The 23356-nt window shown below is 73.1% G+C and carries 20 protein-coding genes and 1 pseudogene; 10 read left to right on the top strand and 11 right to left on the bottom strand.

What is annotated here, in order from left to right:
- Positions 1–100: pseudogene (locus ACIBEC_RS40320) on the top strand (IS481 family transposase); the annotation flags it as partial.
- On the opposite strand, the gene ACIBEC_RS40315 reads toward ACIBEC_RS40320, so the two are convergent.
- Positions 97–861 (bottom strand): maleylpyruvate isomerase family mycothiol-dependent enzyme, encoded by a 765-nt coding sequence (locus ACIBEC_RS40315; RefSeq protein ID WP_360504984.1) that lies wholly within the window; start codon positions 859–861, stop codon positions 97–99. The pseudogene ACIBEC_RS40320 and the gene ACIBEC_RS40315 overlap by 4 nt on opposite strands.
- A 231-nt stretch (positions 862–1092) precedes the next feature.
- On the opposite strand from ACIBEC_RS40315, the gene ACIBEC_RS40310 reads away from it, so the two are divergent.
- Both ACIBEC_RS40310 and ACIBEC_RS40305 read left to right on the top strand, forming a co-directional pair.
- Positions 1093–1848, top strand: a complete 756-nt coding sequence (locus tag ACIBEC_RS40310; RefSeq protein WP_360504982.1) for a DapH/DapD/GlmU-related protein — start codon at positions 1093–1095, stop codon at positions 1846–1848.
- 106 nt (positions 1849–1954) lie between these two features.
- Positions 1955–2317: a peptidoglycan-binding domain-containing protein gene (locus tag ACIBEC_RS40305; RefSeq protein WP_360504980.1), complete on the top strand. Its 363-nt coding sequence runs from the start codon at positions 1955–1957 to the stop codon at positions 2315–2317.
- 268 nt (positions 2318–2585) lie between these two features.
- Here the strand turns inward: ACIBEC_RS40305 and ACIBEC_RS40300 are convergent, their stop codons facing one another.
- Entirely contained in the window at positions 2586–4004 is a 1419-nt protein-coding gene (locus ACIBEC_RS40300) for a helix-turn-helix domain-containing protein (protein WP_360504979.1), read from the bottom strand.
- A 150-nt stretch (positions 4005–4154) separates the two neighbouring features.
- Between ACIBEC_RS40300 and ACIBEC_RS40295 the strand changes: the two genes are divergently transcribed.
- On the top strand, positions 4155–5081 hold the full coding sequence (locus tag ACIBEC_RS40295) for an alpha/beta fold hydrolase (RefSeq protein ID WP_360504977.1): 927 nt from the start codon (positions 4155–4157) through the stop codon (positions 5079–5081).
- A gap of 131 nt (positions 5082–5212) precedes the next feature.
- Here the strand turns inward: ACIBEC_RS40295 and ACIBEC_RS40290 are convergent, their stop codons facing one another.
- Together ACIBEC_RS40290 and ACIBEC_RS40285 are read right to left on the bottom strand one after the other, a co-directional pair.
- The gene (locus tag ACIBEC_RS40290; RefSeq protein ID WP_360504975.1) at positions 5213–5794 is read right to left on the bottom strand and encodes a HutD family protein; all 582 of its coding nucleotides are present in this window, start codon (positions 5792–5794) and stop codon (positions 5213–5215) included.
- A 142-nt stretch (positions 5795–5936) separates the two neighbouring features.
- Positions 5937–7184, bottom strand: coding sequence for an MFS transporter (locus ACIBEC_RS40285; RefSeq protein WP_360504973.1), 1248 nt, complete (start codon positions 7182–7184; stop codon positions 5937–5939).
- A gap of 191 nt (positions 7185–7375) precedes the next feature.
- Between ACIBEC_RS40285 and ACIBEC_RS40280 the strand changes: the two genes are divergently transcribed.
- Complete coding sequence (locus ACIBEC_RS40280) at positions 7376–8560, top strand: ROK family protein (protein ID WP_360504996.1); 1185 nt, start codon at positions 7376–7378, stop codon at positions 8558–8560.
- A 202-nt stretch (positions 8561–8762) separates the two neighbouring features.
- On the top strand, positions 8763–9917 hold the full coding sequence (locus ACIBEC_RS40275) for a PLP-dependent cysteine synthase family protein (protein ID WP_360504971.1): 1155 nt from the start codon (positions 8763–8765) through the stop codon (positions 9915–9917).
- A gap of 391 nt (positions 9918–10308) precedes the next feature.
- Here the strand turns inward: ACIBEC_RS40275 and ACIBEC_RS40270 are convergent, their stop codons facing one another.
- From ACIBEC_RS40270 to mscL, 5 genes are all read right to left on the bottom strand, one after another.
- A complete protein-coding gene (locus ACIBEC_RS40270) occupies positions 10309–10608 on the bottom strand; it encodes a DUF6191 domain-containing protein (RefSeq protein ID WP_360504969.1) in 300 nt (99 codons plus the stop codon).
- A gap of 48 nt (positions 10609–10656) precedes the next feature.
- On the bottom strand, positions 10657–13185 hold the full coding sequence (locus ACIBEC_RS40265) for a right-handed parallel beta-helix repeat-containing protein (protein ID WP_360504967.1): 2529 nt from the start codon (positions 13183–13185) through the stop codon (positions 10657–10659).
- Positions 13186–13538: 353 nt separating this feature from the next.
- Positions 13539–14414: an MOSC N-terminal beta barrel domain-containing protein gene (locus ACIBEC_RS40260; RefSeq protein WP_360504965.1), complete on the bottom strand. Its 876-nt coding sequence runs from the start codon at positions 14412–14414 to the stop codon at positions 13539–13541.
- 198 nt (positions 14415–14612) lie between these two features.
- On the bottom strand, positions 14613–15422 hold the full coding sequence (locus ACIBEC_RS40255; RefSeq protein ID WP_396290172.1) for a DUF6643 family protein: 810 nt from the start codon (positions 15420–15422) through the stop codon (positions 14613–14615).
- 407 nt (positions 15423–15829) lie between these two features.
- Positions 15830–16276 carry a large conductance mechanosensitive channel protein MscL gene (mscL, locus tag ACIBEC_RS40250; protein ID WP_360504963.1) on the bottom strand — a complete coding sequence of 149 codons (447 nt, stop codon included), beginning with the start codon at positions 16274–16276 and terminating at the stop codon, positions 15830–15832.
- A gap of 579 nt (positions 16277–16855) precedes the next feature.
- Here mscL and ACIBEC_RS40245 point away from each other — a divergent pair.
- From ACIBEC_RS40245 to ACIBEC_RS40235, 3 genes are all read left to right on the top strand, one after another.
- Positions 16856–18019 carry a glycosyltransferase family 4 protein gene (locus ACIBEC_RS40245; RefSeq protein WP_360504961.1) on the top strand — a complete coding sequence of 388 codons (1164 nt, stop codon included), beginning with the start codon at positions 16856–16858 and terminating at the stop codon, positions 18017–18019.
- A gap of 113 nt (positions 18020–18132) precedes the next feature.
- Positions 18133–18807 (top strand): thiol:disulfide interchange protein DsbA/DsbL, encoded by a 675-nt coding sequence (locus ACIBEC_RS40240; RefSeq protein WP_360504959.1) that lies wholly within the window; start codon positions 18133–18135, stop codon positions 18805–18807.
- A 92-nt stretch (positions 18808–18899) separates the two neighbouring features.
- Positions 18900–19775: an alpha/beta hydrolase gene (locus tag ACIBEC_RS40235; RefSeq protein WP_360504958.1), complete on the top strand. Its 876-nt coding sequence runs from the start codon at positions 18900–18902 to the stop codon at positions 19773–19775.
- 34 nt (positions 19776–19809) lie between these two features.
- On the opposite strand, the gene ACIBEC_RS40230 is transcribed toward ACIBEC_RS40235, so the two are convergent.
- Positions 19810–20556: a class I SAM-dependent methyltransferase gene (locus ACIBEC_RS40230; RefSeq protein ID WP_360504956.1), complete on the bottom strand. Its 747-nt coding sequence runs from the start codon at positions 20554–20556 to the stop codon at positions 19810–19812.
- An 88-nt stretch (positions 20557–20644) separates the two neighbouring features.
- Complete coding sequence (locus tag ACIBEC_RS40225) at positions 20645–21793, bottom strand: glycosyltransferase (protein ID WP_360504954.1); 1149 nt, start codon at positions 21791–21793, stop codon at positions 20645–20647.
- 57 nt (positions 21794–21850) lie between these two features.
- Between ACIBEC_RS40225 and ACIBEC_RS40220 the strand changes: the two genes are divergently transcribed.
- Entirely contained in the window at positions 21851–22621 is a 771-nt protein-coding gene (locus tag ACIBEC_RS40220; protein WP_360504952.1) for an aspartate/glutamate racemase family protein, read from the top strand.
- The last annotated feature ends 735 nt before the right edge of the window (positions 22622–23356 follow it).

Below are 23356 nucleotides of genomic sequence, written 5' to 3'. Positions count from 1 at the left end.
CGACTGGCTGCACACCTACAATCACCACCGCGGACACACCGCGCTCGCAGGCAAGCCACCCGCCAGCCGCGTCCCCAACCTCACTGGTCAGTACAACTAGCCGATCGCCGCCGCGTTCCGCCAGAGGTCGAGCAGGTCCCGGTCGCCGGTCGGCTCGACCTGCCGGGCCTGCTCGGCGGGCAGCCGGTTCCACAGCAGCAGGTAGAGCTCGCGGGCAGGGCCGGTGAGGGTGAGGTCGGCCGGTTCGCTGCTCTCGTCGGTGGTGACGGCCGGCGGCTCCTGGGTGATCGTCAGACGCCAGGTGCCGTGGCCGTCGGTCGCCCGGACCTGGAGGGTGCGCGGCCGGTCGCTGTGCAGCGTGGCCCGGCTGCGGGTCATGAAGCCGCGTACCAGTTCGTCGATGCCGTCCAAGGCGAGCGCGGTGCCCACGGCCGGTCCGGGCACCCCGGCCGCCGCGTCGGCGTCGTGGCGGTGGATGGCGGTCTCGTGCGCCTGGCGCCGGGCCCAGAACGCCAGCGGGCTGGGCGCGGGCATGAAGGTCCAGCACTCGACGTCGGCCGGGGCCTTGACGAGCGCGTCCACCAGGGTGGCGTGGCCCTCGCGGAACCAGTCGACCAGCGCGGCGTCCGAGGGCATCGGCCCGACGGCGGCCTCCACGCCCGCTTCGTCCAGCGGCGCCGACAGGCGTCGGGACGGGATGGCGGTGGCCCAGCGGTGCACATGGCCGACGTGCCGCAGCAGGTCGCCCAGCTGCCACTCCGGACAGGTGGGGACGGGGGCGGACAGATCGGTACGGGCGGCGGCCTCGGCGAGCAGGGTGCCCTCGTGGCGCAGCGCGTCGATGTGTTCGGTGATCTTCATGGGACGGAGTCTTCCACTGCGGACCGCCGCCGGTCGCGGGTTTCGGACACGCCTTCGGGTGGCCGGGGCAGGGGAAAGTTCCGTCGTGGTGGGCTCGACGGCAGCGGGAATCGCAGCCCCGCAGTCGCCCGGACTGCTGGTGACCCCGTGCGGCGGTCGGGGCGGGAGGGGCCGGTGTGATGTTGACCGCCCGGCGGCCGGGCCTCGGCTACGGGCCGGTAACGTGAGCGCATGCCGATAACCCGTTCCCTCGTCTCCGCCGTCCGGGCGGGCGGCCGCCGTGCTGCCGGGCGCCTCGTCCACCGGGGCTGGCGCTGGGTGCAGAGGACCGGCGCGGTCACCAACCAGAGCCCCGGCCCGTACCGTTTCGGCGAGCTGGGGGACGGGACGAGCCTCGCTTTTCCCCTCGGGGCGGTGTTCAACGAGCAGTGGATCACCATCGGGCCGTTCTCGATCATCGGCGAGCGGGTCACCATCAGCGCCGGGTTCCTGCCCGGCCTCGACCTCGGGCCGGAGCCGATAGTGCGGATCGGCGGCGGCTGCGTGATCGGCCGGGACAGCCACATCGTCGGGCATCAGTCGATCGTGCTCGGCGACGACGTGTGGACCGGTCCCGGCGTCTACATCTCCGACCAGGCGCACGAGTACCGGGCCACCGATCTGCCGATCGGCAAGCAGTGGCCGCGCAACGAGCCGGTGGAGATCGGCGCGGGCAGCTGGATCGGCACCGGCGCGGTGATCCTGCCGGGGGCGCGGATCGGCCGCAACGTGGTGGTCGCGGCGGGCGCGGTGGTGCGCGGCGAGGTGCCGGACCACAGTGTGGTCGCCGGGGCGCCGGCCAAGGTGGTCCGCCGCTGGACCGAGGAGGAGGGCTGGCAGCCGCCGCTGCGCCACGAGGCGCCCCAGCCGGTGCCGGACGGCGTGACGGCGGAGCAGCTTCGGGCCCTGGTCGGGTGGGACCTGCGGCTCCCGGGGGAACAGAGCTGACCATCGCTTTGTCGATCTTTTAGACGGAGCAGCCGCTTTCCTGACGATTCGTCGACTAGGGTGCCGTTCGTTCGATCTTGATCGACCTATAGAACGGGGGACTCCCATGCGCAACCGTCTCGTCGGCGGCCTCGTCACCGCCGGAATCGTGCTGGCAGCCGGGATCGCGACCGCGCCCGCCGCCTCGGCGCAGGCCTCGCAGTACTGCGGCTACACCAGCGCCCAGCCCACGCTGCGGTACGGCAACACCGGTGACGCGGTGAAGCAGCTCCAGTGCGAGCTCAACCACGTCTCGTACTCGTCCGGGAGCGCCTGGCTGGACGAGGACGGGGCCTGGGGCAACGCGACCGACGCGGCCGTCTGGCGGTTCCAGAGGTGCGCCGGCATCGGGCAGGACGGCATCGTCGGCCCGCAGACCTGGGACAGGCTCAACAGCCAGGTGCTGACCCACTCCGCTCTCAGCTGCTGAGGTCCGGGTTCCCGGGGTTCCCGGGGCTCCTGGGCTTCCTGGCCTTCCGGGTCTCTCAGGCTCCCCGGGCTCCTCGGGCCTCCTCCTGAGGCTCTCGGGCTTTCCGGGTCTCGCGGACCGGACTGGTGAGCGGGGCTTTCCCGTCAGTGTCCGCGCTGTCGTCGGCACCCGTGCTGTCGCCGTCTCGTGAACGGCGGTGACGCGGGTGCCTTGCGCTGTCCGGGGGTGGGTGCCACCAGGCAGGTGCGGTGTCCAGGGTGGATCGGAACTACCGTGCGGGGGAGTCCTGTTCGGCGGTCCGTGCGGCGATGGCGGCGGTGATCCGCAGTGCGTCGGCGGGGCGTGCCGGGTCCAGGCCGGTCAACGCGGCGACCCGGCGCAGCCGGTAGTCGACGGTGTTCGGGTGCAGGTGCAGCGCGCTCGCGGTATGCCGGCGGTTGAGGCCCCCGGCGAGGTGAGTGCGCAGAGTGGTGAGCAACTCCCCTGCTTCCGCCAGGGGTTCGAGCAGCGCGGCGAGCCGGGCGCGGGCCTGGCTGGGCCGGGTGAGCTGGTACTCCAGCAGGACGTCGTCCAACCGGTGTAGCCCGGGTGGGCGCCCGAACGTCCGTGCGACGTCGAGGACTTCGTACGCGAGGGCAGCCGCCTCGGGCACCTCGGCGGGTACAGCGGTGGCGGCCCCGGCCAGGACGGGCGCGCCGGCGGCCCGGGCCGCCGCGGTGAGGGTGGCGGCGAGTTGCGGCCAGGGGTCCTCGGAGTCGGCGTCGGGCCGTTCCGGCGACGCGGACGAAGCGGATGGCGCGGACGACTTCGGGAAAGTCAGGGAGGTCAGGGGGGTCAGGGGGGCCGGGGTCGTAGGGGGCGTTGGGGACGCCGGGCGCTTCGGCAACGGGTCGAACGGGACGAGGACCAGTCCGCCGGAGGGCGTCAACGCGGTGAGCGCCGACTGCCGGGTGCGGTGGTCGAGCTCGGTGCCGAGGCGGCGCAGCTTGCGGCGGGCGGCGACGCCCGGGTCGACGCCGGGGGAGTGTTCGTCGGGGTGGTCGGCGACGGACAGGCAGAGCACGGCGTAGCGGACAGGCAGCCGGAGCCCGGCACGCGCGGCGGCCTCGTCGGCGGGGGCGCCCGCGAGTAGTGCGGTGAGCAGGGACTGCCGGGCCGCGCACCGCCGGTCGGCGGTCGGGCGGCGTCCGTCCAGGTAGCCGGCGCCGGCTGCGGTGGCGGCCTGGCGGAGCTGGTCGAGCAGCAGCCGGTTGAGGACCAGCAGCTCGATGGCGTCGCCCTCCCGGGCGTGCCGGGTGACGAACTCCCAGCAGATTTCCAGGCCGAGGTGGTGGGCGAGCAGGACGGCGTCCAGTGGCAGGCCCTCCTCGGCGCGCCGGGCGGCGGACTCCCGGACGGCGGTGAACTCCCCGGCGGGGGCGGGGAGTCCGGTGCGGATGGTGTGGGCGAGTGCGCGGATCCGTCGCTCGGTGTCCCGGGTGAGTTCGCCGGTGAGCTGTTCGCGGGGCAGGCGGCGGTAGGCCGGTACGCGGTCCAGCAGTGCGGTGACCACGGCCTGGGCCAAGTCGTGGACGCTGCGCAGGAGTCGCTGGTCGGCCGGGAGGCCGCCGATCACCGGGACGCGCCAACCCGGTGCCTGCGCTGGGGTGTTCGGGGGCGTGCAGTGGGGTGCGTTGTGACCGGTCACAGAGAACACCGTCCAGGTCTGGGGAACGCCCAAGGGCCGGGCCGGAGGGGCGACCGCATGATGGAGCCACTCGGGTTACCTGTTGGTAACAAACTTCAGCTGTGGAGGCAACAGTTGAGAACCCCACTTCTCCGCTTCTCCGCAAGTCCCGTGCGCCGTAAGCTCGGCGGCACGTTCGGCGCCGCCCTGCTGGCGGGTGCGCTGCTGGCGGGCGCGACGGCGGTGCCCGCGAGCGCGGCCCCGACCGTCGCCGCTCCTGCCGCCCGTACCGCCGCCGAACTGCCGCCCGACGGCGACACGGTGGCCTCGCCGCCCGGCGCCAACGACTGGACCTGTCGGCCGACCGCCGCCCACCCCAACCCGGTCGTCCTGGTGCACGGCACCTTCGCCAACCGCTACGAGAACTGGCTGGCGCTCTCCCCGCTGCTGAAGAGCCTCGGGTACTGCGTCTTCGCCCTCGACTACGGGACCATCCCCGGCATCACCTCCACCGGCAGCGGCCTGCTGCTCCCGATCGGAGGCCTCGGCGCGGTGCCCGAGTCGGCGGCCCAACTCGCCCGCTTCGTGGACCTGGTGCGCACCGCGACGGGAGCGGCCAAGGTCGACATCGTCGGGCACTCGCAGGGCGGCATGCTGCCGAACTACTACCTGAAGCTCCTCGGCGGCGCCTCCAAGGTGGGCAAGCTGGTCGGGCTGGCACCGTCCAACCACGGCACCACGCTCGACGGGATCGTCAACCTCGCGCCGTACTTCCCTGGCGTCGCGGACCTGATCTACACCGTCTGCCAGGCCTGCCGGGACCAGGCGGTCGACTCCGACTTCAACAAGACGATGGCTTCCCGGCCGGACACCGTGCCGGGCGTGAGTTACACGGTGATCTCCACCGTGTACGACGAGGTCGTCACCCCGTGGCGGACCCAGTTCCTGAACGGCCCGGGCGTCGACAACGTGGTGCTGCAGAACCACTGCCCGGTCTCGCTCGTGGAGCACGTCGCGATCGCGTTCTCGCCGACGGCGCTGCACCTGGTGACCAACGCCCTGGACCCGGCGCACGCCACGCCGGTGCTCTGCGGCTGAACCGGCAACGGCGCTCCCGCCTCCGGGATCCGGGGCGGGAGCGCCGTCGTTGGTCGGTGCGGTGTCCGCTGGTGCGGTGTCCGTTGGTGCGGTGTTCGTCGGCGCGGTGTTCCCAGTGGGTGGGGCGTGCTTCAGTGGCGCGCGCGGAAGGTGATGACGGCGGTGACGCCGTCCGGGCGCAGCTCGTGCGCGCCCCGTGCCTCGAGCAGCGCCGCGTCGTAGCGGGCGAGTTCGACGGCCTCGACGCCCTCGATGACAGCCGAGCCCGTGAGGCAGACGAGGAGGACCGTGCTTCCGGCCGACACCTCGACGACCGCGGGCGCGGTGGCCAGGTCAACGGCGGCCTCGACCCGCCCGCGCCGCGTCATCACGTTGAAGTCCACCACCGGGCCGGCCAGCAGCCGGCAGTCCGTGGTGGCGTCGCCGGAGAACGGGAACGGCCGGAACGGTGTGTCGACCAGCTGCTCGACACCGTCGACGGTGAGCGCCATGCCGGCGCCGTCGACCAGGGTGATCACCCGGTCGATGCCGGGGAACGGGGAGAACGGTCCGGCCGAGGCCACGTCGGCCAGGCTGACCCGCCAGTCGAACGCGTCGAGCCCGGATCCTGCCGGGAATCCGGCGACCTCCCTGGTCACCCCGCCCCCGTTGAGCCACGCCATCGCCGGGCGCTCGCTCGCCCGCAGTACCTGGAAGCGTTCGCTGGTCGTCATGGCCCCGCATCCTGCCACTGCTCGGGCGGTATTCGACAGCGGGGGGAGGCAGTAGACAGCTGACAGATGTTGAAATCTGTCAGCTGTCGTCTGTTACCTGTCTCCCGTCGTCTGTCACCCGCAGCCCATCACCTGTCACCCGTCACCTGAACCGCCGCCTGACCGACAGTGGCAGGAGTGCTGCCGCCGTCGCGGCGACCGCGACCGTGGTGAGGGCCAGCGGCAGGCCGGCCGCGTCGGCGAGGAAGCCGATCACCACCGGGCCGATCAGCATCCCGCCGTAACCGAGGGACGAGGCGAGCGCGACGCCCTGCGGGCCGCCCGCCTCTCCGGCCCGGGCGATGGCGAGCGGAAAGAGGTTGGCCAGGCCGAGCCCGACCAGGACGAACCCGCAGATCGCCAGCGGTGCCAACGGGGCGAGGGCGGCGACCAGCATCCCGGCCGCGGCCGCCAGTCCGCCGAGCAGCATCAGCCGGGTCTGCCCGAGCCTGATGGACAGCCAGGTGCCGCCGACCCGCCCGCCCGCCATCGCGAACGCGTACGCGCCGTAGCCGGTCGCCGCCACCGCGGAGCTCGCGTGGACGTCGTCGGTGAGGTGGAGGGTGGTCCAGTCGGCGATCGCGCCCTCGCCGTACGCGGTGCACAGCGCGGTGACACCGAGCAGCAGCACCAGAAGGCGGGCAGGCGTACGGCCCGCGACCGTGCCACTCCCGGGCGTGGCCGCACTGTTCGCCGCACGGCCGTCCGCCGCACCACTGGCTGCCGTACCACCGGCCGCCGCACCACCGTCCGCCGTTGCGCCCGCCCGGCCGGGTGCGATCAGTGGTGCCGCCGGGCTGCGCATCAGCACGACGCCCGCGCCGATGGTGACGGCCATGCCGAGCAGTCCGCTGAGCGCGAGTGCCCACGCGGTGCTCAGGGGGCCGGCGAGCAGGCCGCTGACGCCCGTACCGAGCAGTCCGCCGAAGCTGTACCCGGCGTGGAAGCTGGGCATGACCGGCCGCCTCAGCTGCGCCACCAGATCGACGGCGGCGCTGTTCATGGCCACGTTGGCCCCGCCGTACCCGGCACCGAAGAGCAGCAGCGCGGCGCCGAGCGTGGTCACCGAGTGGGCGTGCGCGGGCAGGAGGACGGCGAGGCTGAGCAGGGCCAGCGAGCCGACGGCCACCGGGCGTGAGCCGTACCGCAGGCAGAGTCGTCCGACCGCGGGCATGGTGATGACGGCCCCGACCGACAGGCAGAGCAGGGCGAGCCCGAGGGCGCTGTGCGAGGCGCTGACCTGGCTGCGGACGTCCGGGATGCGGACCACCCAGGCGGCGAAGAGGAAACCGTCGACGGCGAAGAACGCGGTGAGCGCGATGCGTGCGGAGCCCCAGGGGCTGTCGGTCATCGGGGGCGTGCTGCGAGACTGGGAGGAGGGGAGGTCCGGTCTGGGATGGGCGCGGATTTTGTTTCGAAGCGGCACAAAGTCACAATAGGGGCGTGCAGCTCTCACCATCAAGCCCGAGGCCCGGCACCGGGAAGGACCCCGACGCGCAGCGCGACGGCCACCGCCGCGCGGCCCCCGACCGCGGCCGGACGCTGCTCGGCCCCGCCCTCTCGCTGATCCACACCGGCCAGGCGCCGACCCGCTCGGCGCTGACCCGCGCGCTGGACGTCACCCGCGCCACCGCCGGCGCGGTCACGGCCGAGCTGGAGGCGCTCGGCCTGATCACCGTCGACTCGAGCCCGGCCGGCGGCGGCCGCGGCCGCCCCTCGCACCGGCTCGCGATCGACCCGCAGGGCCCGGTCGTGATTGCCGGGCAGATCCACGCCGACGGACTGAGCGTCACCCTGGCCGGCCTCGGCGGGCTGCTCGACCCGCCCGTGCACCTGCCGCTGCCCGCCGCCACCGACCCGGTCCGAATGCTGCGCGCCGTCGCCGAGGCGGGTGCCGACCTCGTCCGTGCGACCGACCGCCGCTGCCTGGGCGCCGCGCTCGCGCTGCCCAACCCGGTCACCGAGCCGGACGGCACCGCGCTGGCCGCGCTGCACTTCGCCTGGCCCAGCGGCACCCCGGTCGCCGACCTCTTCGACGTCGAGGTCGGCCGCGCCGACCACGGCCCGCACGCGCTGCGCCCGCTGCCCGCTGCGATCGCCAACGACGCCAACCTCGCCGCGTTCGCCGAGTACCGGCACGGCGCCGGGCGCGGCGCCCGCCACCTGCTCTTCGTCACCTCCGGCCACCGCGGCGTCGGTGGGGCGCTGGTGATCGACGGCCACCTGCACACCGGCAGCGCGGGCCTCGCACTGGAGGTCGGCCACCTCACCGTCGACCCGCAGGGCCGTCCCTGCATGTGCGGCAACCGCGGCTGCCTCAACTCGGAGACCGACCCCGACGCGCTGTTCGCCGCCGCCGGGCTCACCCCGGAGCCGGGGCGCCCGCTGCTCGACCAGGCACGCGAGCTGTGCCGGGCAGCCGCCACCGACGACCGGGCGCGCGCGGCGGTCGAGCACGTCATCGACCGGCTCGGGCTCGGGCTGGCCGGCGTCGCCAACATCCTCAACCCCGACCGCGTGGTCCTCAGCGGCCTGCACCTCGACCTGCTGAAGGCCGCGCCCGAGCGGCTGCGCGCGGTGGTCGCCGAGCGCAGTCTGTGGGGACGCAGCGGACGGGTGCCGATCGTCGGCGCGGAGCTGGCGCACGGCGCGCTCGCGGGCGCGGCCGAGCTGGGCTGGGGGCCGTACCTCGCGGATCCGCAGTCGGTGCCCGTCCAACTCGGCTAGGTCGTCCAGCTCGGCCGGGTCGTCCAGCCGGGCTGGGTCGGCTGGGTCCGGACGACTGGGTGGGTCGTGTCGCAGAGGCAATAAGTCGCAGAGGCGATAGCAGAGGCGATAAGCGGAAGCTGGGTCTTCGAAAACGGTCACTTATCGTGACACTCGTACACTCGTAGTGAGCAGTGGGGGGACTACGAGGAAGAAGCGACCAATGAGCACCCAGTCCGGCGCCGAGCGCGGCATCGAGCACGACCCCCGGTCCGGCATCGAGCCGACCGTCGACGTCGACCGCTCCGACCAGGACTACCGTGCCTGGCTCAAGGAGGCGGTGCGCAAGGTCCACGCCGACGCCAACCGCTCCGCCGACACCCACCTGTTGCGCTTCCCGCTGCCGGCCGAGTGGGGGATCGACCTCTATCTCAAGGACGAGTCCACCCACCCGACCGGCTCGCTCAAGCACCGGCTGGCCCGCTCGCTCTTCCTCTACGGGCTCTGCAACGGCTGGATCCGCCCCGGCAAGCCGGTGATCGAGGCTTCCAGTGGTTCCACCGCCGTCTCCGAGGCGTACTTCGCCCAGCTCATCGGCGTGCCGTTCATCGCCGTCATGGCCAAGAGCACCAGCCAGGCCAAGATCGACCTGATCCAGTTCCACGGCGGCGAGTGTCACCTGGTCGAGCGTTCGGACGAGGTGTACGAGGCGTCCGCCCGGCTCGCCGAGGAGACCGGCGGGCACTACATGGACCAGTTCACCTACGCCGAGCGGGCCACCGACTGGCGCGGCAACAACAACATCGCCGAGTCGGTCTTCGCCCAGCTGCGCCTGGAGCCGCACCCCGAGCCGGCCTGGATCGTGGCCACCGCCGGTACCGGCGGCACCTCGGCGACCATCGCCCGCTATGTGCACTACATGCAGTACGACACCCGGATCTGCGTGGCGGACCCGGAGAACTCCTGCTTCTTCGACGGCTGGGTGCGCCACGACCCGGACGCCGTCTGCGACAGCGGCTCGCGGATCGAGGGCATCGGGCGACCCCGGATGGAGCCGAGCTTCGTCCCGGGGGCGATCGACCGGATGATGAAGGTGCCGGACGCCGCGTCGATCGCCGCCGTGCGGGTGCTGGAGCAGGTCCTCGGGAAGAAGGCGGGGGCCTCGACCGGGACGGGCCTGTGGAGCGCGCTTCGGATCGTCGCCGAGATGCGCGAGGCCGGGCGGACCGGCAGCGTGGTCGGGCTGATCTGCGACCCGGGGGACCGCTACCTGGACAAGTACTACTCGGACGACTGGCTGGCCGGCGAGCGGATCGACATCGCGCCCTACCGGGCCGCGCTGGAGTCCTTCCTCGCCGGCGGCCCCTGGGCGGGCTGACACCGCAGCCGGTCCGACCTCAGGGCGTTCGTTCGGTTCCGGCGCTCCGGCGCTCCGGTGTTCCGGCGTTTCGACGTTCCGTCAGGCTGCTTGTCGGGTGCCCCGGCCGCGGCGCTCGGTGAGCAGCAGCCCGGCCGCCCGGGGCTGGCCGAGGCGGACGGGCCGCCGGCTCCGGTCGGACCTGGCGGAGGCGCGGGTGGAACTGCTGGTGCGGCGGCTTGGGGTAGCGGGCCTTGGGCCGAGTGGATGGGCCACGGGCGGCGAACAGATGTCAGCTGACAGATTTCAGACTCTGTCAGCTGTCGGCTGTCATCTGTTCGCCGCCACCCATCAGCGCTCGCCCGTCAGCTGTTCGCTGTCACCCCTCACCCGTCACCCGTCACCCGTCCACCTACCGCCGGATCACCGCCCGCCCGCCCGCGAGGTCGATACCAGTGCGCTTCGGCGCGCCGTCGTGCTCGTCGTCCCGCAGCACCAGCTCGACCCGTCGCTGCTCCAACTGCACCCGTTTGCTCGGGTAGAGCAGCGCGTGCAGTTCCTCCGTAGCGGTCGCGCCCGCGCTGCGGCCGCCGGACGGACCCGTCGCCGGGCGGGCACGCAATCGCCGTACCACCGCGCAGAGGAAGAACAGCACCACCAGCCCGGCCGGTAACAGTAACCCGCCCGCCGTGCCCGTCAGAAGCATGCTCATGCCCGCCTCAACGGCCCGGCGCGGCCGACGAGTTCCCCGGCGGCAGCGCTACGGCAGGGGAGCCGTCGGCAGGTCGGCCGGGACGAGCAGCTGGAGTTCCTCGGTGGACGGGTCGGCGAGGTGGGCGATCCGTACCGCGTGCCGCTCGACCATGGTCTCGAAGACCTGCCGAGCGGTGCGCCCGTTACCGAAGTTGGGGCCGCGCTCCAGCCCTCCGAAGTGCTCCAGCAGTGCCATCGCAGTCCCCTCGGAGAGTGCGTACTCGTGCTCCGCGCACTGCGCCCGGGCGATCTCCAGCAGCTCCTCCGCCGTGTAGTCGGGAAAGCTGATGGTGCGTGAGAAGCGGGACGATACGCCGGGGTTGGCGGACAGGAAGCGCTGCATTTCGGCGGTGTAGCCCGCCACGATGACGACCACCTCGTCCCGGTGGTCCTCCATCAGCTTGACCAGGGTGTCGATCGCCTCGCGCCCGAAGTCCCGCGCGCCGTCCTCGGGAGCGAGCGCGTACGCCTCGTCGATGAAGAGCACGCCGCCGCGCGCCCGGTCGAAGGCGGCCGCGGTGCGGATCGCGGTGGAGCCGATGTGCTCGCCGACCAGGTCCACCCGGGCCACCTCGACCAGGTGTCCGCGCTGGAGTACCCCGAGTGAGGCGAGGATCTCGCCGTAGAGCCGGGCGACGGTGGTCTTGCCGGTACCGGGGGCGCCGGTGAAGACCAGGTGTCGGCGTAGCGACGGCGCCTTGAGCCCGGCCTGGCGGCGACGGCGGCCGACCGAGATCAGGTCGATCAGGGTGCGCACCTCCTGCTTCACCGTGGCCAGCCCGACCAGCGAGTCCAGTTCGGCGAGTGCCTCGTCGGCCGGTCGGCAGTCCGGGATCGGGGCGATCGCCGACGAGGCCGAGGCCGGGGCCAACAACGGCGCAACGGCGGCCAGTTGGGAGGTGCGAGGCGACGGTACGTCCGCGCCTCCGAACGGTGACCCGAGCGCGGAACCCGCCCCGGAACCCGGTCCCGACCCCAGCCCAGGCCCCAGTCCGGACCCCAACCCAGGCCCTAGCCCGGAACCGCGCCCCGACCCCAGCCCGGAGCCCGGCCCCGGTGCCGCCGCGACGTCGTCCGACGTACACCCCTCCGCGACCGGCCCCGGCTCGGAGAACTCGAACCCGGCCCGCTCGTTCTGCTCCGCCCGGCACCGGATGAGCTGCGTCCGGCAGCCGTCGATGATGTGGAAGCCGAAGCCCTTGCCGTGCGAGACCCGGCAGTCCTCGAAGGTGCCCCGCCCCTGCGCCGAGACGTACACCCCGGCGTCTGTGCTGGCTCGCACGGTGCAGTCGCGCAGCACCGGGTCGGCGCCCTTGGTGACGATCACCCCGGTGGACACGTCGGAGATCTCGCAGTCGGTGAGCAGCCCGCCGCTGCCGTGGTCGCGGAACCAGAGTCCGGTGCCCGCCTCCTGTACCCGGCAGGCGGCCAGGGCGACGGTGGCTCCGCCGCTGACCGAGACCGCCGAACTGCGGATCCGGCTGAACGAGCAGCCCTCGGCGGTGGCGGCGGAGTCCCGGTCGAGGACGAACAGGGCGTCGGGCAGGTCGTGCAGCGAGCAGTCGGTGAGGGTGAGCCGGGCGCCGTCACTGACCCACAGCGCCGGGTACTCGCCGGTCGAGCCGTGGATCTGGCAGGCCTCGGCGATGGCCTCGGTGCCCTGGTCCCAGACCGACAGTGCGCCGCGGCCGAAGTCCCGTACGGTGCTGTGCGCGAGGCTGAGCCGGGAGCGTCCGCGCAGGTCGGCGCCGTTCTCCGGCAGGTCGTGCACCCGGCAGCCGGTGAGGACCAGCTCGGCCTCGCCGTCCAGGGTCAGCCCGTTGCCGGTGACCCGGTGGATCTCGCAGTCGACGAGTCGCCCGCCCGCCTGCGCGTCGGCCTGCACTCCGCTGCCGCGGATCTCGTAGATCTCGCAGCCGGTCAGCTCGGCCGCGCTGCCCGGGTCGGAGAGCAGCACGCCGGCGCCGGAGGCGTGGTGGACGCGGCAACGGTCCAGGACGGCGGTCGCGCCGCCGAGGACGGCGAGTCCGGCCTGGCCGGCGGCGGCGACCTCGCAGTCCTCGAAGGCGGCGGCGGTGCCCTCGCCGCGCAGCCGCAGCCCGAGCCCGCCGGGGTTGGCGACCACGCAGCCGCGCAGGGTCGGCCGGGCGCCGTCGGTGATCTCGATCCCGGTGGCCGAGCGGGTCTCGATCCGGCAGCCGCTGAACGAAGGCGTCGCCTCGGTGCCGGTGACCAGGACGGCGGGGGCGGAGCTGTCGCCGCCCTCCATGACGAGGTCGCGGACGGTCGCGGCGGCGGTGACGGTCAGCGCCACCCCGGAGGGCGGCTCGATCCGCACGGTGCCCGGGCCCTGGGCCGGGACGATCGTCACCGGCTTGTCGAGCAGCACGTTCTCCCGGAAGGTGCCCGGCCGGACGGTCACGGTGTCGCCCGCTTCGGCGGCGGCCAGGGCCTCCGCGAGCGTTTCGTACTCGCCCGCGCGGCGACGCCAGCGGGATGCGCTGTCCTGGGTGACCCGGACCCTGTGCTCAGCCATGACGGTCTGTCGTCCCCACCTTCGTCGAGCAGGCGTTCAACGGGCCGAACGCGCGGAGGTGCGCGGGCGGCCCGCCCACCGTAGCGCGCTCACATGGGTGGTTCGGCCGCCCGTTGTCGCGCGGACACCGGTAGGGCCCACCGCCGCCACAGGTTCCGACCACTTGTTCAACGAGCGCGCACAGCGGTGGTTCCGTGCGGCGGCGGCTCCACAGAACGGCTCCACAGAATGGCTCCATGAATCGGTTCCATGAAGCGGTTCCACACATGCGATTCCACAACGTGGTTCCACAAGGCGATTCCACGAGGCGGCGGCTCCGCGCGGGTAGGACGCCCCCGGGGTGCGGCCCGTGCTCAGCGCCCGTCGGCCGGCCAGTGCGCCCCGTCCTCCAGCACCTCGACCTCGTCGCCGAGGCGGAGCGTGCCGAGCACGTCGCCTTCGACGCCGGCCGGCCGCTCGGGGATCAGGTTCTGCCCGAAGGCGGCCGTGCGCAGCAGCCGGTGGTGTCGGGCGAGCGTGCGCAGCGGTTCCTTGCCGCGCCGTTCGCCGGTCTCCTGGTCGGTGGTGGTGATGATGCAGCGGCCGCAGGGCTTGACGACCTTGAAGGTGAGTTCGCCGATCCGGATGCGGCGCCAGCCGTCCTCGGCCCAGGGCTCGGAGCCGGTGACCACCACATTGGGGCGGAAGCGCTCCATCGGCAGGGTTTCGTGTTCGTCCGGGTGCTCGGCGGCGATCAGCTCGTTGAGCCGGTCCAGCGAGGCGGTGGTGGTGACCAGCAGCGGGAAGCCGTCGGCCATCGAGACGGTGTCGCCGGGCTCGCTGTACTCGGGGTCGGCGGGGCGGGCGCGCGGGTCGTCCAGGTGCACCAGGCGGTAGTCGCCGAGGTGTTCGGCGATCCACTGGTGTGCTTCCTTGGCGGCTTCGGCGGCGTGGAAGCGGGTGCCCCAGACCTCGACCTCGGCGAGCGGGTCGCCGGCCGCGACGGCGGGGGCGGGGACCTCGATCCGTGAGCCGTCGGGGGCGGTCAGCATGAGTGAGCCGTCGGGCAGGAGTGCGGGCCGGATCTGTCCGAGGGCGGTGTTCTCGCGCTGGCTGACGAAGCGTCCGGTCGGGTCGGCGAGCATCCAGCGGCGGTCTCCGGCCAGGCCCCAGGGATGGACCGGGGCGGTGTCCGGGCTCAGGCGGTACATGGACTTGACGGGGTAGACGTGGAGTCCGGTGAGCTGCATTCCCCCATCCTGCCAGCAGGGTTGCCGCCGCATGCAGGCCCCCCATATGCGCACGGACCGCCCGGGACGCCGTGGGGGGCGTTCCGGGCGGTCCGTGGATGACCCGTTCTCCGTTCGCCCGGCGTTCAGGGGTCGCCGGGTGCTGCTCAGGTGGTGCGGGTGTGGCCGTGTGGGGGACGGCCTCGGGGTGTCAGCGGTTCAGTAGCCCTGGCCCTGCGACTGGTAGCCGCCGTTGACCTGCCCCGCTGTGTTGAAGGAGCCGTGACCGGCCTCGCCGTACGGGCCCGGGCGCTGCGGCTGCATCGGGCGGACCGGCGCGACCGGCGCCATGGCCGGGCGCAGCTGGGCGCCGCCGAAGGACTGGTCGCCGCCCTGGCCCTGGAAGCCGGGGCCGCCCGCGGTCGGGCCGCCGAAGGACTGCGGGCCGCCGAAGCCCTGCTGGCCGCCGAAGCTCTGCGGACCGCCTGGCTGGCTCTGGCCGAAACCGCCCGGGCCGCCGCTCTGCTGCGCGCCGAAGGGCTGCTGGCCGGCTTGGCCACCGATGAAGGTGTTCTGGCCGCCGAAGCTCTGGCCGCCGGTCGGCTGGTAGCCGCCGCTGGCGGTCTGGGTGAAGGCCGGCGAGCCGGGCTGCGGTCGCTGGTACGGCTGGGGGGCGCCGTAACCGGGGACCGACGGCTGTGGGGAGGCGTACGCCGGCGCGGGCTGCGCGGGGATGTACGCCGTGGAGGGGCCGCTGCTCGGGCCGGGGCCCAGGGCGAGGCGGGCGGGCGGCAGCGCGGGGAGGTTGCTGCCGGCGCTCTCGTACCCGTTGCCGTACCGGTTCTCGTAGGACTGGCCGAGGCCGGATCCGTAACCGGACGACAGTGCCGGCGGCAGGGCGGCCGGCACGTTGATGGGTGCGATCTGGGGGACGCCGCGCTCAGCCACGAGGCTGTCGTAAATCGGCGTGCCGGAGGAGAAGGACGGAGAGGGGTAGCCGACTCCGTCGTAGGAGCGGGGCGAGGTCATGGGGCATACGGTAAGCCCACAATGCGCCTGCTGAGGAGAGCGGGAGGGGGAGCAGTTCGAGTGTTTACACAGTCTTCGCTCGCACAAAGGTTTCGAAAGTAGTAAGAACGGACATTCCGGAGTCTGGTTCCGGACAACCTTGGCGCCCCGTCAGTGATCGAACAGTGGCCGGACGGCGCCGCTGGACGGCCGTGCGGTGACCGGCCGGTGGACGGTCCAGGGCCCTGCGGAGAAACTTTTGCGGGCAGGGCGTGCGCTGGCGCATTCGAGCCCCCGCCGAGGGTGCGACGGGAGCTCGTGAATGTTTCGGGAATAAAGATCCCGTCAGCGCGCTGACCGCCTGGTTCGAGGCCCGTCGGACGGCGGTCGCAGGTCCGGGCCGACGGTCGCCGCTACGGTTCCGCAGGTCAGTGCGACTGCAGCGCCTGGGCCTGCGCGGGCAGACCCGGCTTGCCGACCTCCGAGGTGCAGAACGAACAGCGGCTCGCGGCGGCCGGGATCGAGCTCAGGCACTCCGGGCAGTCCACCTTCGCAGCCGGTGCGGGCGTGGCCGATTCGAAGCGCGTCTGCAGCTTGCCGACCGGCAGCACCACGGCGAAGTAGATGACGGCGGCGGTCAGCACGAAGCCGATCGCCGCGTTGACGAAGAGGCCGTACGGGAACCGGGTGCCGGCCACCTCGAAGGTCTTCTGGGTGAAGTCGCCGACGGCTCCGGACGCGACGCCGACCAGCGGGGTGAGGAAGGCGCTGACGAACCCGGTGACGACGGCGGTGAAGGCCGCGCCGATCACGATGCCGACCGCGAGGTCCACCACGTTTCCGCGCAGCAGGAAGCTGCGGAATCCCTTGAACACCGGGTGACTCCAAATCCGTATGAGGAAGGGGGAGATGGGGCAGTGCTGCGGCGCCCCGGCCGGACATCCTGCCGAGCGGCCCGGGCCCAGGTCCAACCGCGTTCACCCGAACCGCGTAACCGCCTCGGGGTCGGGTGGTGGCCGCCCGGGCAGTGCCCGGGCGCTCCGCGTACCGCCCTATCGGGGGTCGGGCGGCCGGATAACTCGACGGGGTGACGCGGAGATTGACACGAGACTTGACGCGGAACCCGGTGCTGCCCCCGGCCTGCCAGGACGCCAGGACGCCAGGACGCCAGGACGCCAGGACGCCAGGACGCCAGGACGCCAGGACGCCAGGACGCCAGGACGCCAGGACGCCAGGACGAAGGGGCGGAGTCGGTGAGGCGCGACGGAGGCGGTACGGCGCGACGGAGGCGAACCGGAGCGCGGCAGGGGGTGAGACGGGGCGCGCGGTGGTCGTAACCGGCGCACGACGGCGGCTCTCTGGCGCACATCGGGTGTACAAGCGCGGGCGGATGGGCCACCATCAGGTTGCGCGAAGGGGCTGTCCTGGGCGGAGCACTGTGCCAAGGTCGGTCCATGCCCGACCATATGTCGGCCGATCCGGCCGGAACCCGTCCGCGTGTCCTGCATCTGATCAGTGATACACGCCGCGGGGGCGCCCAGAACTTCGCCCGTGACCTCCACCGGGAACTGGGCCGCCGGGGCCAGTCCTCCGCGCTGTGCGCCCTCGCCCCGCACCCGGCCGTCCACCGCGGCGCCGCGGAGGCCGATCCAGGGGACTGCCCCGATGTCTCCGGCTTGCGCAGCGCCGCCGTCCTGGGCCCCGGCCGACTTCGCCCGACCACCCTGCGAGCCCTGCGTTCCGCCGCGTGCGCCGCCGACGTCGTGCTCGCCCACGGCTCCGACACCCTGGCCGCCTGCGCCCTCGCCCTGGCCGGGACCCGGACCCCGTTCGTCTACGTCTCCGTCGGCCACCCCCGCTACTGGACCGCCACCCGGTTGCGCCGGGTGCGCGGCGGCGCGCTGATGCACCGCGCCGCCGCCGTCACCACGCTCACTGGCGAGGCGCGTGCCGTCCTCGAGGAGCAGTTCGCACTGCCCGACGGCAAGGTGCACGTGATCCCCAACTCCCGTGCCGCCGAGAGCTATCCGCCCGCCGACGGCCGGGACGACCGGCGCGCCGCCCGGCACGCGCTGGGCCTGCCGGCGGACGTCCTGCTGGTCGCCTGGATCGGCGCGATAGCGCCCGAGAAGCGGCTCGACCTCGCCCTCGACGTGCTCGACCGCCTGCCCGACGTCCGGCTCGCCGTCGCCGGGGACGGCCCGCTGCGCGAGACACTGGCCCGCCACCCGGCCGCCGCCCGCGCCCACTTCCTCGGCCCGTTGCCCGACCCGGCCCCGCTGTACCGCGCCGCCGACGCACTGCTGCTCACCAGCGACAGCGAGGGCGTTCCCGGCGCGCTGATCGAGGCGGCACTGGCCGGAGTGCCCGCCGTCGCCACCGATGTCGGCTGGGTCCGTGAGGTCGTCCGGGACGGCGCCACCGGCGCGCTCGTCGCCCCCGGCGACCCGCTCGCCCTCGCCGAGGCGCTGGGCAAGGTGTTGGCGGTCAACCGCGCGGGCCTCGGTGCGGCGGCCCGGGCGCACGCGCTGGAGCACTTCGAGCTGGGCGCGGTGGTGGACGCCTGGCAACGGCTGGTCGCCGAGGTGTGGACCGCGGGTACGGAGCCGACCGACTGACGCGGGGCGAGCCGGCCGACGCGTCGGCCCCGGGTACGCCGTTCGGGCGAATCCCGGCCTGCCGCCGCGCACCGACTCGCCGGTAGCGAACCGTCACCAGCACACTGCCCGGTGTGAACTCGAAGTCGCTGCTGCGGTCCACCGTCCTGCTCGCCGTTGCTGCCGGGATCGCCGCGTCCCCGGCCCAGGCCGGCGCGGCGATCCACCAACTCCCTTCCGAGGGCGCCAAGTTCGTTAGGCTCGACCACCCGCAACCGGTGCGCGAGAGCGCCCGGACCGAGGCGGTGGAGTTCTTCTGGTACGACTGCGACCACTCGCAGGCGCTCGAACAGCCCCTGCAGGCCTGGGCCGAGAAGCACCGCGACGACGTCTCGCTGCGCCGCGTCCCGGCGATCTGGCCGGCCAGCCCGGACGAGGGTGTGCAGCGCGGCCATGCGCGGATGTACTACACGCTGGAGCGCCTCGGCATGGTCGAGCGTCTGCAGACCAGTGTTTTCCGTGCTGTCCGCGACGAGGGCGCCGACCTCACCACCGAGGCCGCCGCCACCGACTGGGCCGTCCGCCACGGCATCGACGCCCAGCTCTTCGGCCAGGCCTACCGGTCCGCCGAGGTGCGCCAGTCGGTCGACGACGCCGCTGCCGCGTTCACCAGCTACGGCATCAACGAGCTGCCGACGGTCATCGTCCAGGGCGAGTACCGGACTTCGCCGACGAAGGCCGGCGGCGTCGAGGCGATGCCCGAGGTGCTGGACTACCTGGTGCAGCAGGAGCAGCTGAAGAAGGACTGAGCGCCACGGTGTCCGTGGCGATGTGTCAGCTCGCTCATGTGCTCTCACTCGCAGGCCTTGCCTAACCACTAAAATGCTGTTTAATGGTTAGCATGAGCGAGCTGACGATCCCACACATCCACCACCGCCACGTCGACGTCGACGGGCTGCGCATCTTCTACCGCGAAACCGGCCCGGCCGACGCCCCCGTCCTCCTGCTGCTGCACGGTTTCCCGTCCGCCTCTCACCAGTACGCCCGGCTGCTCGACGCGCTCGGTACCCGCTACCGCCTGATAGCCCCCGACTACCCGGGCTTCGGCCACAGTGACAGCCCCGCACCCGACACCTTCACGTACCGCTTCGACACCCTGGCTGACGTGATCGAGGGCTTCTGCCTCGCCCTCGGCCTGGACCGCTTCGCGCTGTACGTCTTCGACTTCGGCGCCCCCGTCGGCCTGCGCCTGGCCACCCGCCACCCGGAGTGGGTCACCGGTCTGGTGGTCCAGAACGGCAACGCCTACGAGGAGGGACTCTCCGACCAGGCGCGGGAGTTCATTGCCAACCGGCGAGGCGTCCCGGGCGCCGGGGAGGCCGCCCGCTCGATCCTCACCCTGGAGATCACCCGCAGCCAGTACGAGGGCGGTACCGGCGACCCGAGCCTGGTCGCCCCCGACGGCTGGACCCTCGACCAGCACTTCCTCGACCTGCCCGGCCGCAAGGACATCCAGGTCGAACTGGCCCTCGACTACTTCTCCAACGTCGAACTCTACCCCGCCTGGCAGGCCTGGCTGCGGGCCAACCAGCCGCCCACGCTGATCCTTTGGGGATGCAACGACCCCTTCTTCACCGAGCCCGGCGCCCGCGCCTACCTGCGCGACCTGCCCGCGGCCGAGCTGCACGTGTTCGACACCGGGCACTTCGCACTGGAGGAGAAGCTGCCCGAAATCGCCCCGCTGATCGACGACTTCCTCGCGCGTACACAGAAGTAGCCGACGGGCCAGGGTCGTTCAGCCGTGGCAGTGTTCAGTCGCGGCGCAGCAGGTACGTGACGAAGCCGAACATCCCCCGGTAGCCGTGCAGCCACTCCGCCCGGTGCCGGTCGGCGGCTTCCCGGGCGGCCGCCGCGTCCGGATGGTCCGGGTGGTCCAGCGCCCACTCGGCCAGCGAGCCCGTCCAGGCGAACTCGTAGTCGTCCCACTCCCGCTCCGTGCTGACGTACCCGGACACCGGCGTCCAGCCGTCCGCGAGGACCCGGTCGGTGGTCGTCGCCAGATCCGCGAACTCGTCCCGGGTCGCACCCAGCCCGTCCAGGGCGGCCCGGGACGGATCGCGCTGCCAGAATCCCTCGCCGACCAGCAACCGGCCGCCCGGGGCCAGGAGTTCGCGGGCCGCCGAGAGCGTCGGAAGCAGTCCGCCGAAGGCGTGCGTGGAACCGACGCACAGCACCAGGTCGAAGGGCTCCTTCGAGGTGAACTCCCGTGCGTCCAGGTGGTGCAGGCCGATCCGGCGTACGACGCCGAGAGCGGTCGCGGTCTCCCGGGCGCGGGTCAGGGCCCGGGCGTCCAGGTCCACCCCCACGGCCTGCCAGCCCGGGCGTGCGGCCAGTGCCCGGACCAGCCAGGCGCCCTCGCCACAACCGAGGTCCAGCGCCCGGCCGTCCTCCTTCCCGGCCGTCGCGCGGTCCAGCAGACGGGCCACCGACTCGTCCGCCAGCGGGGCAGCGATCGGGTGGTGGGCATGGGCGAGGCGGGAGATCTGCTGACGGTCCATCCGAGCAGTATGGAGCCGATCGGCACACGACGCCGGGGATTCCCCCGGTCCGCGGGGGAGGACGCCTGCTCGCGGGCGTGTACAGGGGTCACGCCCGCGAGTAGGTCCGGCCCTTCCACGCCGCGCCCCGGCCGCGCCAGTGCTGCACCGCCGAGTCGACCGTCATCAGCAGGTACAGCCCCGCCGTGAACGGCAGCAGCACCACGGCCGGGGCCGGCTGCCCGTAGTACCGGACCATCGGCAGGTACGTCCCCGCCATCAGCGCCCACGCCGCCCCACCCGCCACCGCCACCACCGGCGCCCCGGCCACCAGCCCGGCCACCGTCGCCACCGGCGGCACCAGGTACACCAGCGCCAGCCCCAGCACCGTCCCGAGCAGCAGCAGCGGCGAGTGCCTCAGCTGGGCGTACGCGCTGCGCGACACCATCCGCCACAGCTGTTCCAGCCGCGGGTACGGGCGGACGCTGTCCACCTCCCCGGCGAGACCCAGCCAGGTCCGGCCGCCGGTGGACTTCACCGCCCGGGCCAGCGACACGTCGTCGATCACCGCGCCCCGGATCGCCGCCACCCCGCCGGCCCGCTCCAGCGCCTCGCGCCGCACCAGCGAGCAGCCGCCCGCCGCGGCCGCCGTCCGGGCACCCGGACGGTTGCTCCGGCGGAACGGGTACAGCTGGGCGAAGAAGTACACGAAGGCCGGCACGATCAGGCGCTCCCAGCCGGTCTCCACCCGCAGCCGGGCCATTTGCGACACCAGGTCCAGGCCGTTGCTCTCGGCCGCCGCCACCAGCTCGGCGAGCGAGTCCGGGCCGTGCGCGATGTCCGCGTCCGTCAGCAGCAGGTACTCCACGTCCGGACCGGCCAGCTCCACCCCGTGCCGCAGCGCCCACAGCTTGCCCGTCCAGCCGGGCGGCAACGGGGGAGGCGTGGTGACGGTCAGCTCCAGCCCGTCGATCGTCCGCAGCTCCGCCGCCAGCGGGCCCGTGCCGTCCGAGCTGTGGTCGTCCACCAGGATCACCCGCGCCCGCCCCGGGTACTTCTGCGCCAACAGCGTCGGCAGACTCACCGGCAGCACCGCCGCCTCGTCCCGGGCCGGCACCACGATCGCCGCCTGCGGCCAGCGGACCGGCGGGCGACGCGGCGGCAGCCGCACGTCGGTGCGCCAGAACAAGCCGTGGCAGCACGCCAGCCAGAGCCAGACCAGCAGGGAGAACGCGGCGATCCACAGCAGGACGGTCACCCCGGCAGTCTGCCGCAGAACAGGGCCGAGCGGGCGGATCGACTAAAGTCTTGACCCGTGAAGATCGCACTGATGGACTCCGGAATCGGCCTGCTGGCCGCCGCCGCCACCCTCCGGAAGCTGCGCCCGGACGCGGACCTGGTGTTGTCCTCCAACCCGGCCTCGATGCCCTGGGGGCCGCGTACGCCCGAAGAGGTCACCGAACTGGCCCTCGGCTGCTGCCGGGCCGCCGCCGCGCTCGAACCCGACGCGCTGGTGATCGCCTGCAACACGGCCTCCGTCCACGCGCTCGCCACCCTGCGCGCCGAACTGGAGCCCGGACTGCCGGTGATCGGCACCGTCCCGGCCATCAAGCCCGCTGCCGCACTGGGCGGCCGGGTCGCCATCTGGGCCACCCCGGCCACCACCGGGAGCGCCTACCAGCGCGGACTGATCCGCGACTTCGGCGGGACGGCGGACGTCACGGAGGTCGCCTGCCCGGGCCTCGCGGACGCCGTCGAGCACGGCGACGACGACGCCATCACGGCCGCCATCGCCGACGCCGCCGCCCGCACGCCGGCCGGCACCGACGTCCTCGTGCTCGGCTGCACCCACTACGAACTCGTCGACGACCGCATCCGCGCCGCCGTCGCCCCGACCGCGTCCCCCGCGCTCACCTTGCTCGGCTCCGCCGACGCCGTCGCCGCCCAGGCCCTCCGTCGCGTCAGCGACCCCACCCGCACGGGGACGGGCACCCTCACCGTGCTTCACGCCGGCCTCCCCGCCGTACTCCCGCCGGCCGCCGCCCTCTACCCACAGGGCAACGCGCTGGCCACCCTCATCGGCTGATCCATCCCGGCAACGGCGGCCACACATCAGTCCCACGTGGCGGCGATTTCGGGACCCAACAGCCGGATTCACACACAAAGTGCCAGACACGGCGCGGCGCCCTGAATACCCGCAAATGGGCTTTGCTGCCGATTTCCGTTGCGCGATGAAGAAAATCCGGGCCGCCCCATTTCCCGCAGGAAATGCCGGCAGATCCGCTGCCCGGCACTTCTATCCGCGTAGATGCGCCGCCCCCACCGCCCGACCCGGCAGCCACAGGAAGTCGGCCCGGCCGACTTCTGATGCGAGCTGCCTGCTGGTGGCCGGTCCGGCGGGCCGGGCCGCAGTGCGCTGCGCAGGACGTCGGCCGATCCGACCTCCTGCGTCCGGCGACGTCGCCCAGGCTGGATCTACTCGCGTAGGAGGCTGGGCCCTGCCTGTCTGCCTGCCTGTCGCGCGCGGGAAGTCGATCAGGCCGACGCCCTGTGCAGGCCGGCGCCCGCGGCCAGCCCGGCGGGTGACCTGCGATGCGCCGCATGGAAAGCGGCCCAGTCGACCCCTCGCGCGAGCTGCCTGCTGGTGGCCGGTCCGGCGGGCCAGGCCACAGTGCGTTGCGCAGGAAGTCGGCCGATCCGACTTCTCGCGCGACGGCCATCCGGTACTCGCCTGAGCCCGTGGCCGTGGGCGCGTTCGATGGGCGGGGTGGGGGTGCATTGCACTGGGAGTCGACCAGGCCGACTTCTGGTGCGAGCTGCC

It is taken from the genome of Kitasatospora sp. NPDC051164, assembly GCF_044455625.1.
GTDB lineage: Bacteria > Actinomycetota > Actinomycetes > Streptomycetales > Streptomycetaceae > Kitasatospora.
The sequence above is the reverse complement of the archived record's forward strand: the minus strand, read 5'-3'. Positions and strand labels throughout refer to the sequence as shown.

Bases quoted from the DNA above. Each gene is read 5' to 3' on its own strand.
- ACIBEC_RS40315 (WP_360504984.1), bottom strand. From the start codon at position 861: ATGAAGATCACCGAACACATCGACGCGCTGCGCCACGAGGGCACCCTG.
- ACIBEC_RS40310 (WP_360504982.1), top strand. From the start codon at position 1,093: ATGCCGATAACCCGTTCCCTCGTCTCCGCCGTCCGGGCGGGCGGCCGC.
- ACIBEC_RS40305 (WP_360504980.1), top strand. From the start codon at position 1,955: ATGCGCAACCGTCTCGTCGGCGGCCTCGTCACCGCCGGAATCGTGCTG.
- ACIBEC_RS40290 (WP_360504975.1), bottom strand. From the start codon at position 5,794: ATGACGACCAGCGAACGCTTCCAGGTACTGCGGGCGAGCGAGCGCCCG.
- ACIBEC_RS40285 (WP_360504973.1), bottom strand. From the start codon at position 7,184: ATGACCGACAGCCCCTGGGGCTCCGCACGCATCGCGCTCACCGCGTTC.
- ACIBEC_RS40275 (WP_360504971.1), top strand. From the start codon at position 8,763: ATGAGCACCCAGTCCGGCGCCGAGCGCGGCATCGAGCACGACCCCCGG.
- ACIBEC_RS40270 (WP_360504969.1), bottom strand. From the start codon at position 10,608: ATGAGCATGCTTCTGACGGGCACGGCGGGCGGGTTACTGTTACCGGCC.
- ACIBEC_RS40265 (WP_360504967.1), bottom strand. From the start codon at position 13,185: ATGGCTGAGCACAGGGTCCGGGTCACCCAGGACAGCGCATCCCGCTGG.
- ACIBEC_RS40260 (WP_360504965.1), bottom strand. From the start codon at position 14,414: ATGCAGCTCACCGGACTCCACGTCTACCCCGTCAAGTCCATGTACCGC.
- ACIBEC_RS40255 (WP_396290172.1), bottom strand. From the start codon at position 15,422: ATGACCTCGCCCCGCTCCTACGACGGAGTCGGCTACCCCTCTCCGTCC.
- ACIBEC_RS40245 (WP_360504961.1), top strand. From the start codon at position 16,856: ATGCCCGACCATATGTCGGCCGATCCGGCCGGAACCCGTCCGCGTGTC.
- ACIBEC_RS40235 (WP_360504958.1), top strand. From the start codon at position 18,900: ATGAGCGAGCTGACGATCCCACACATCCACCACCGCCACGTCGACGTC.
- ACIBEC_RS40230 (WP_360504956.1), bottom strand. From the start codon at position 20,556: ATGGACCGTCAGCAGATCTCCCGCCTCGCCCATGCCCACCACCCGATC.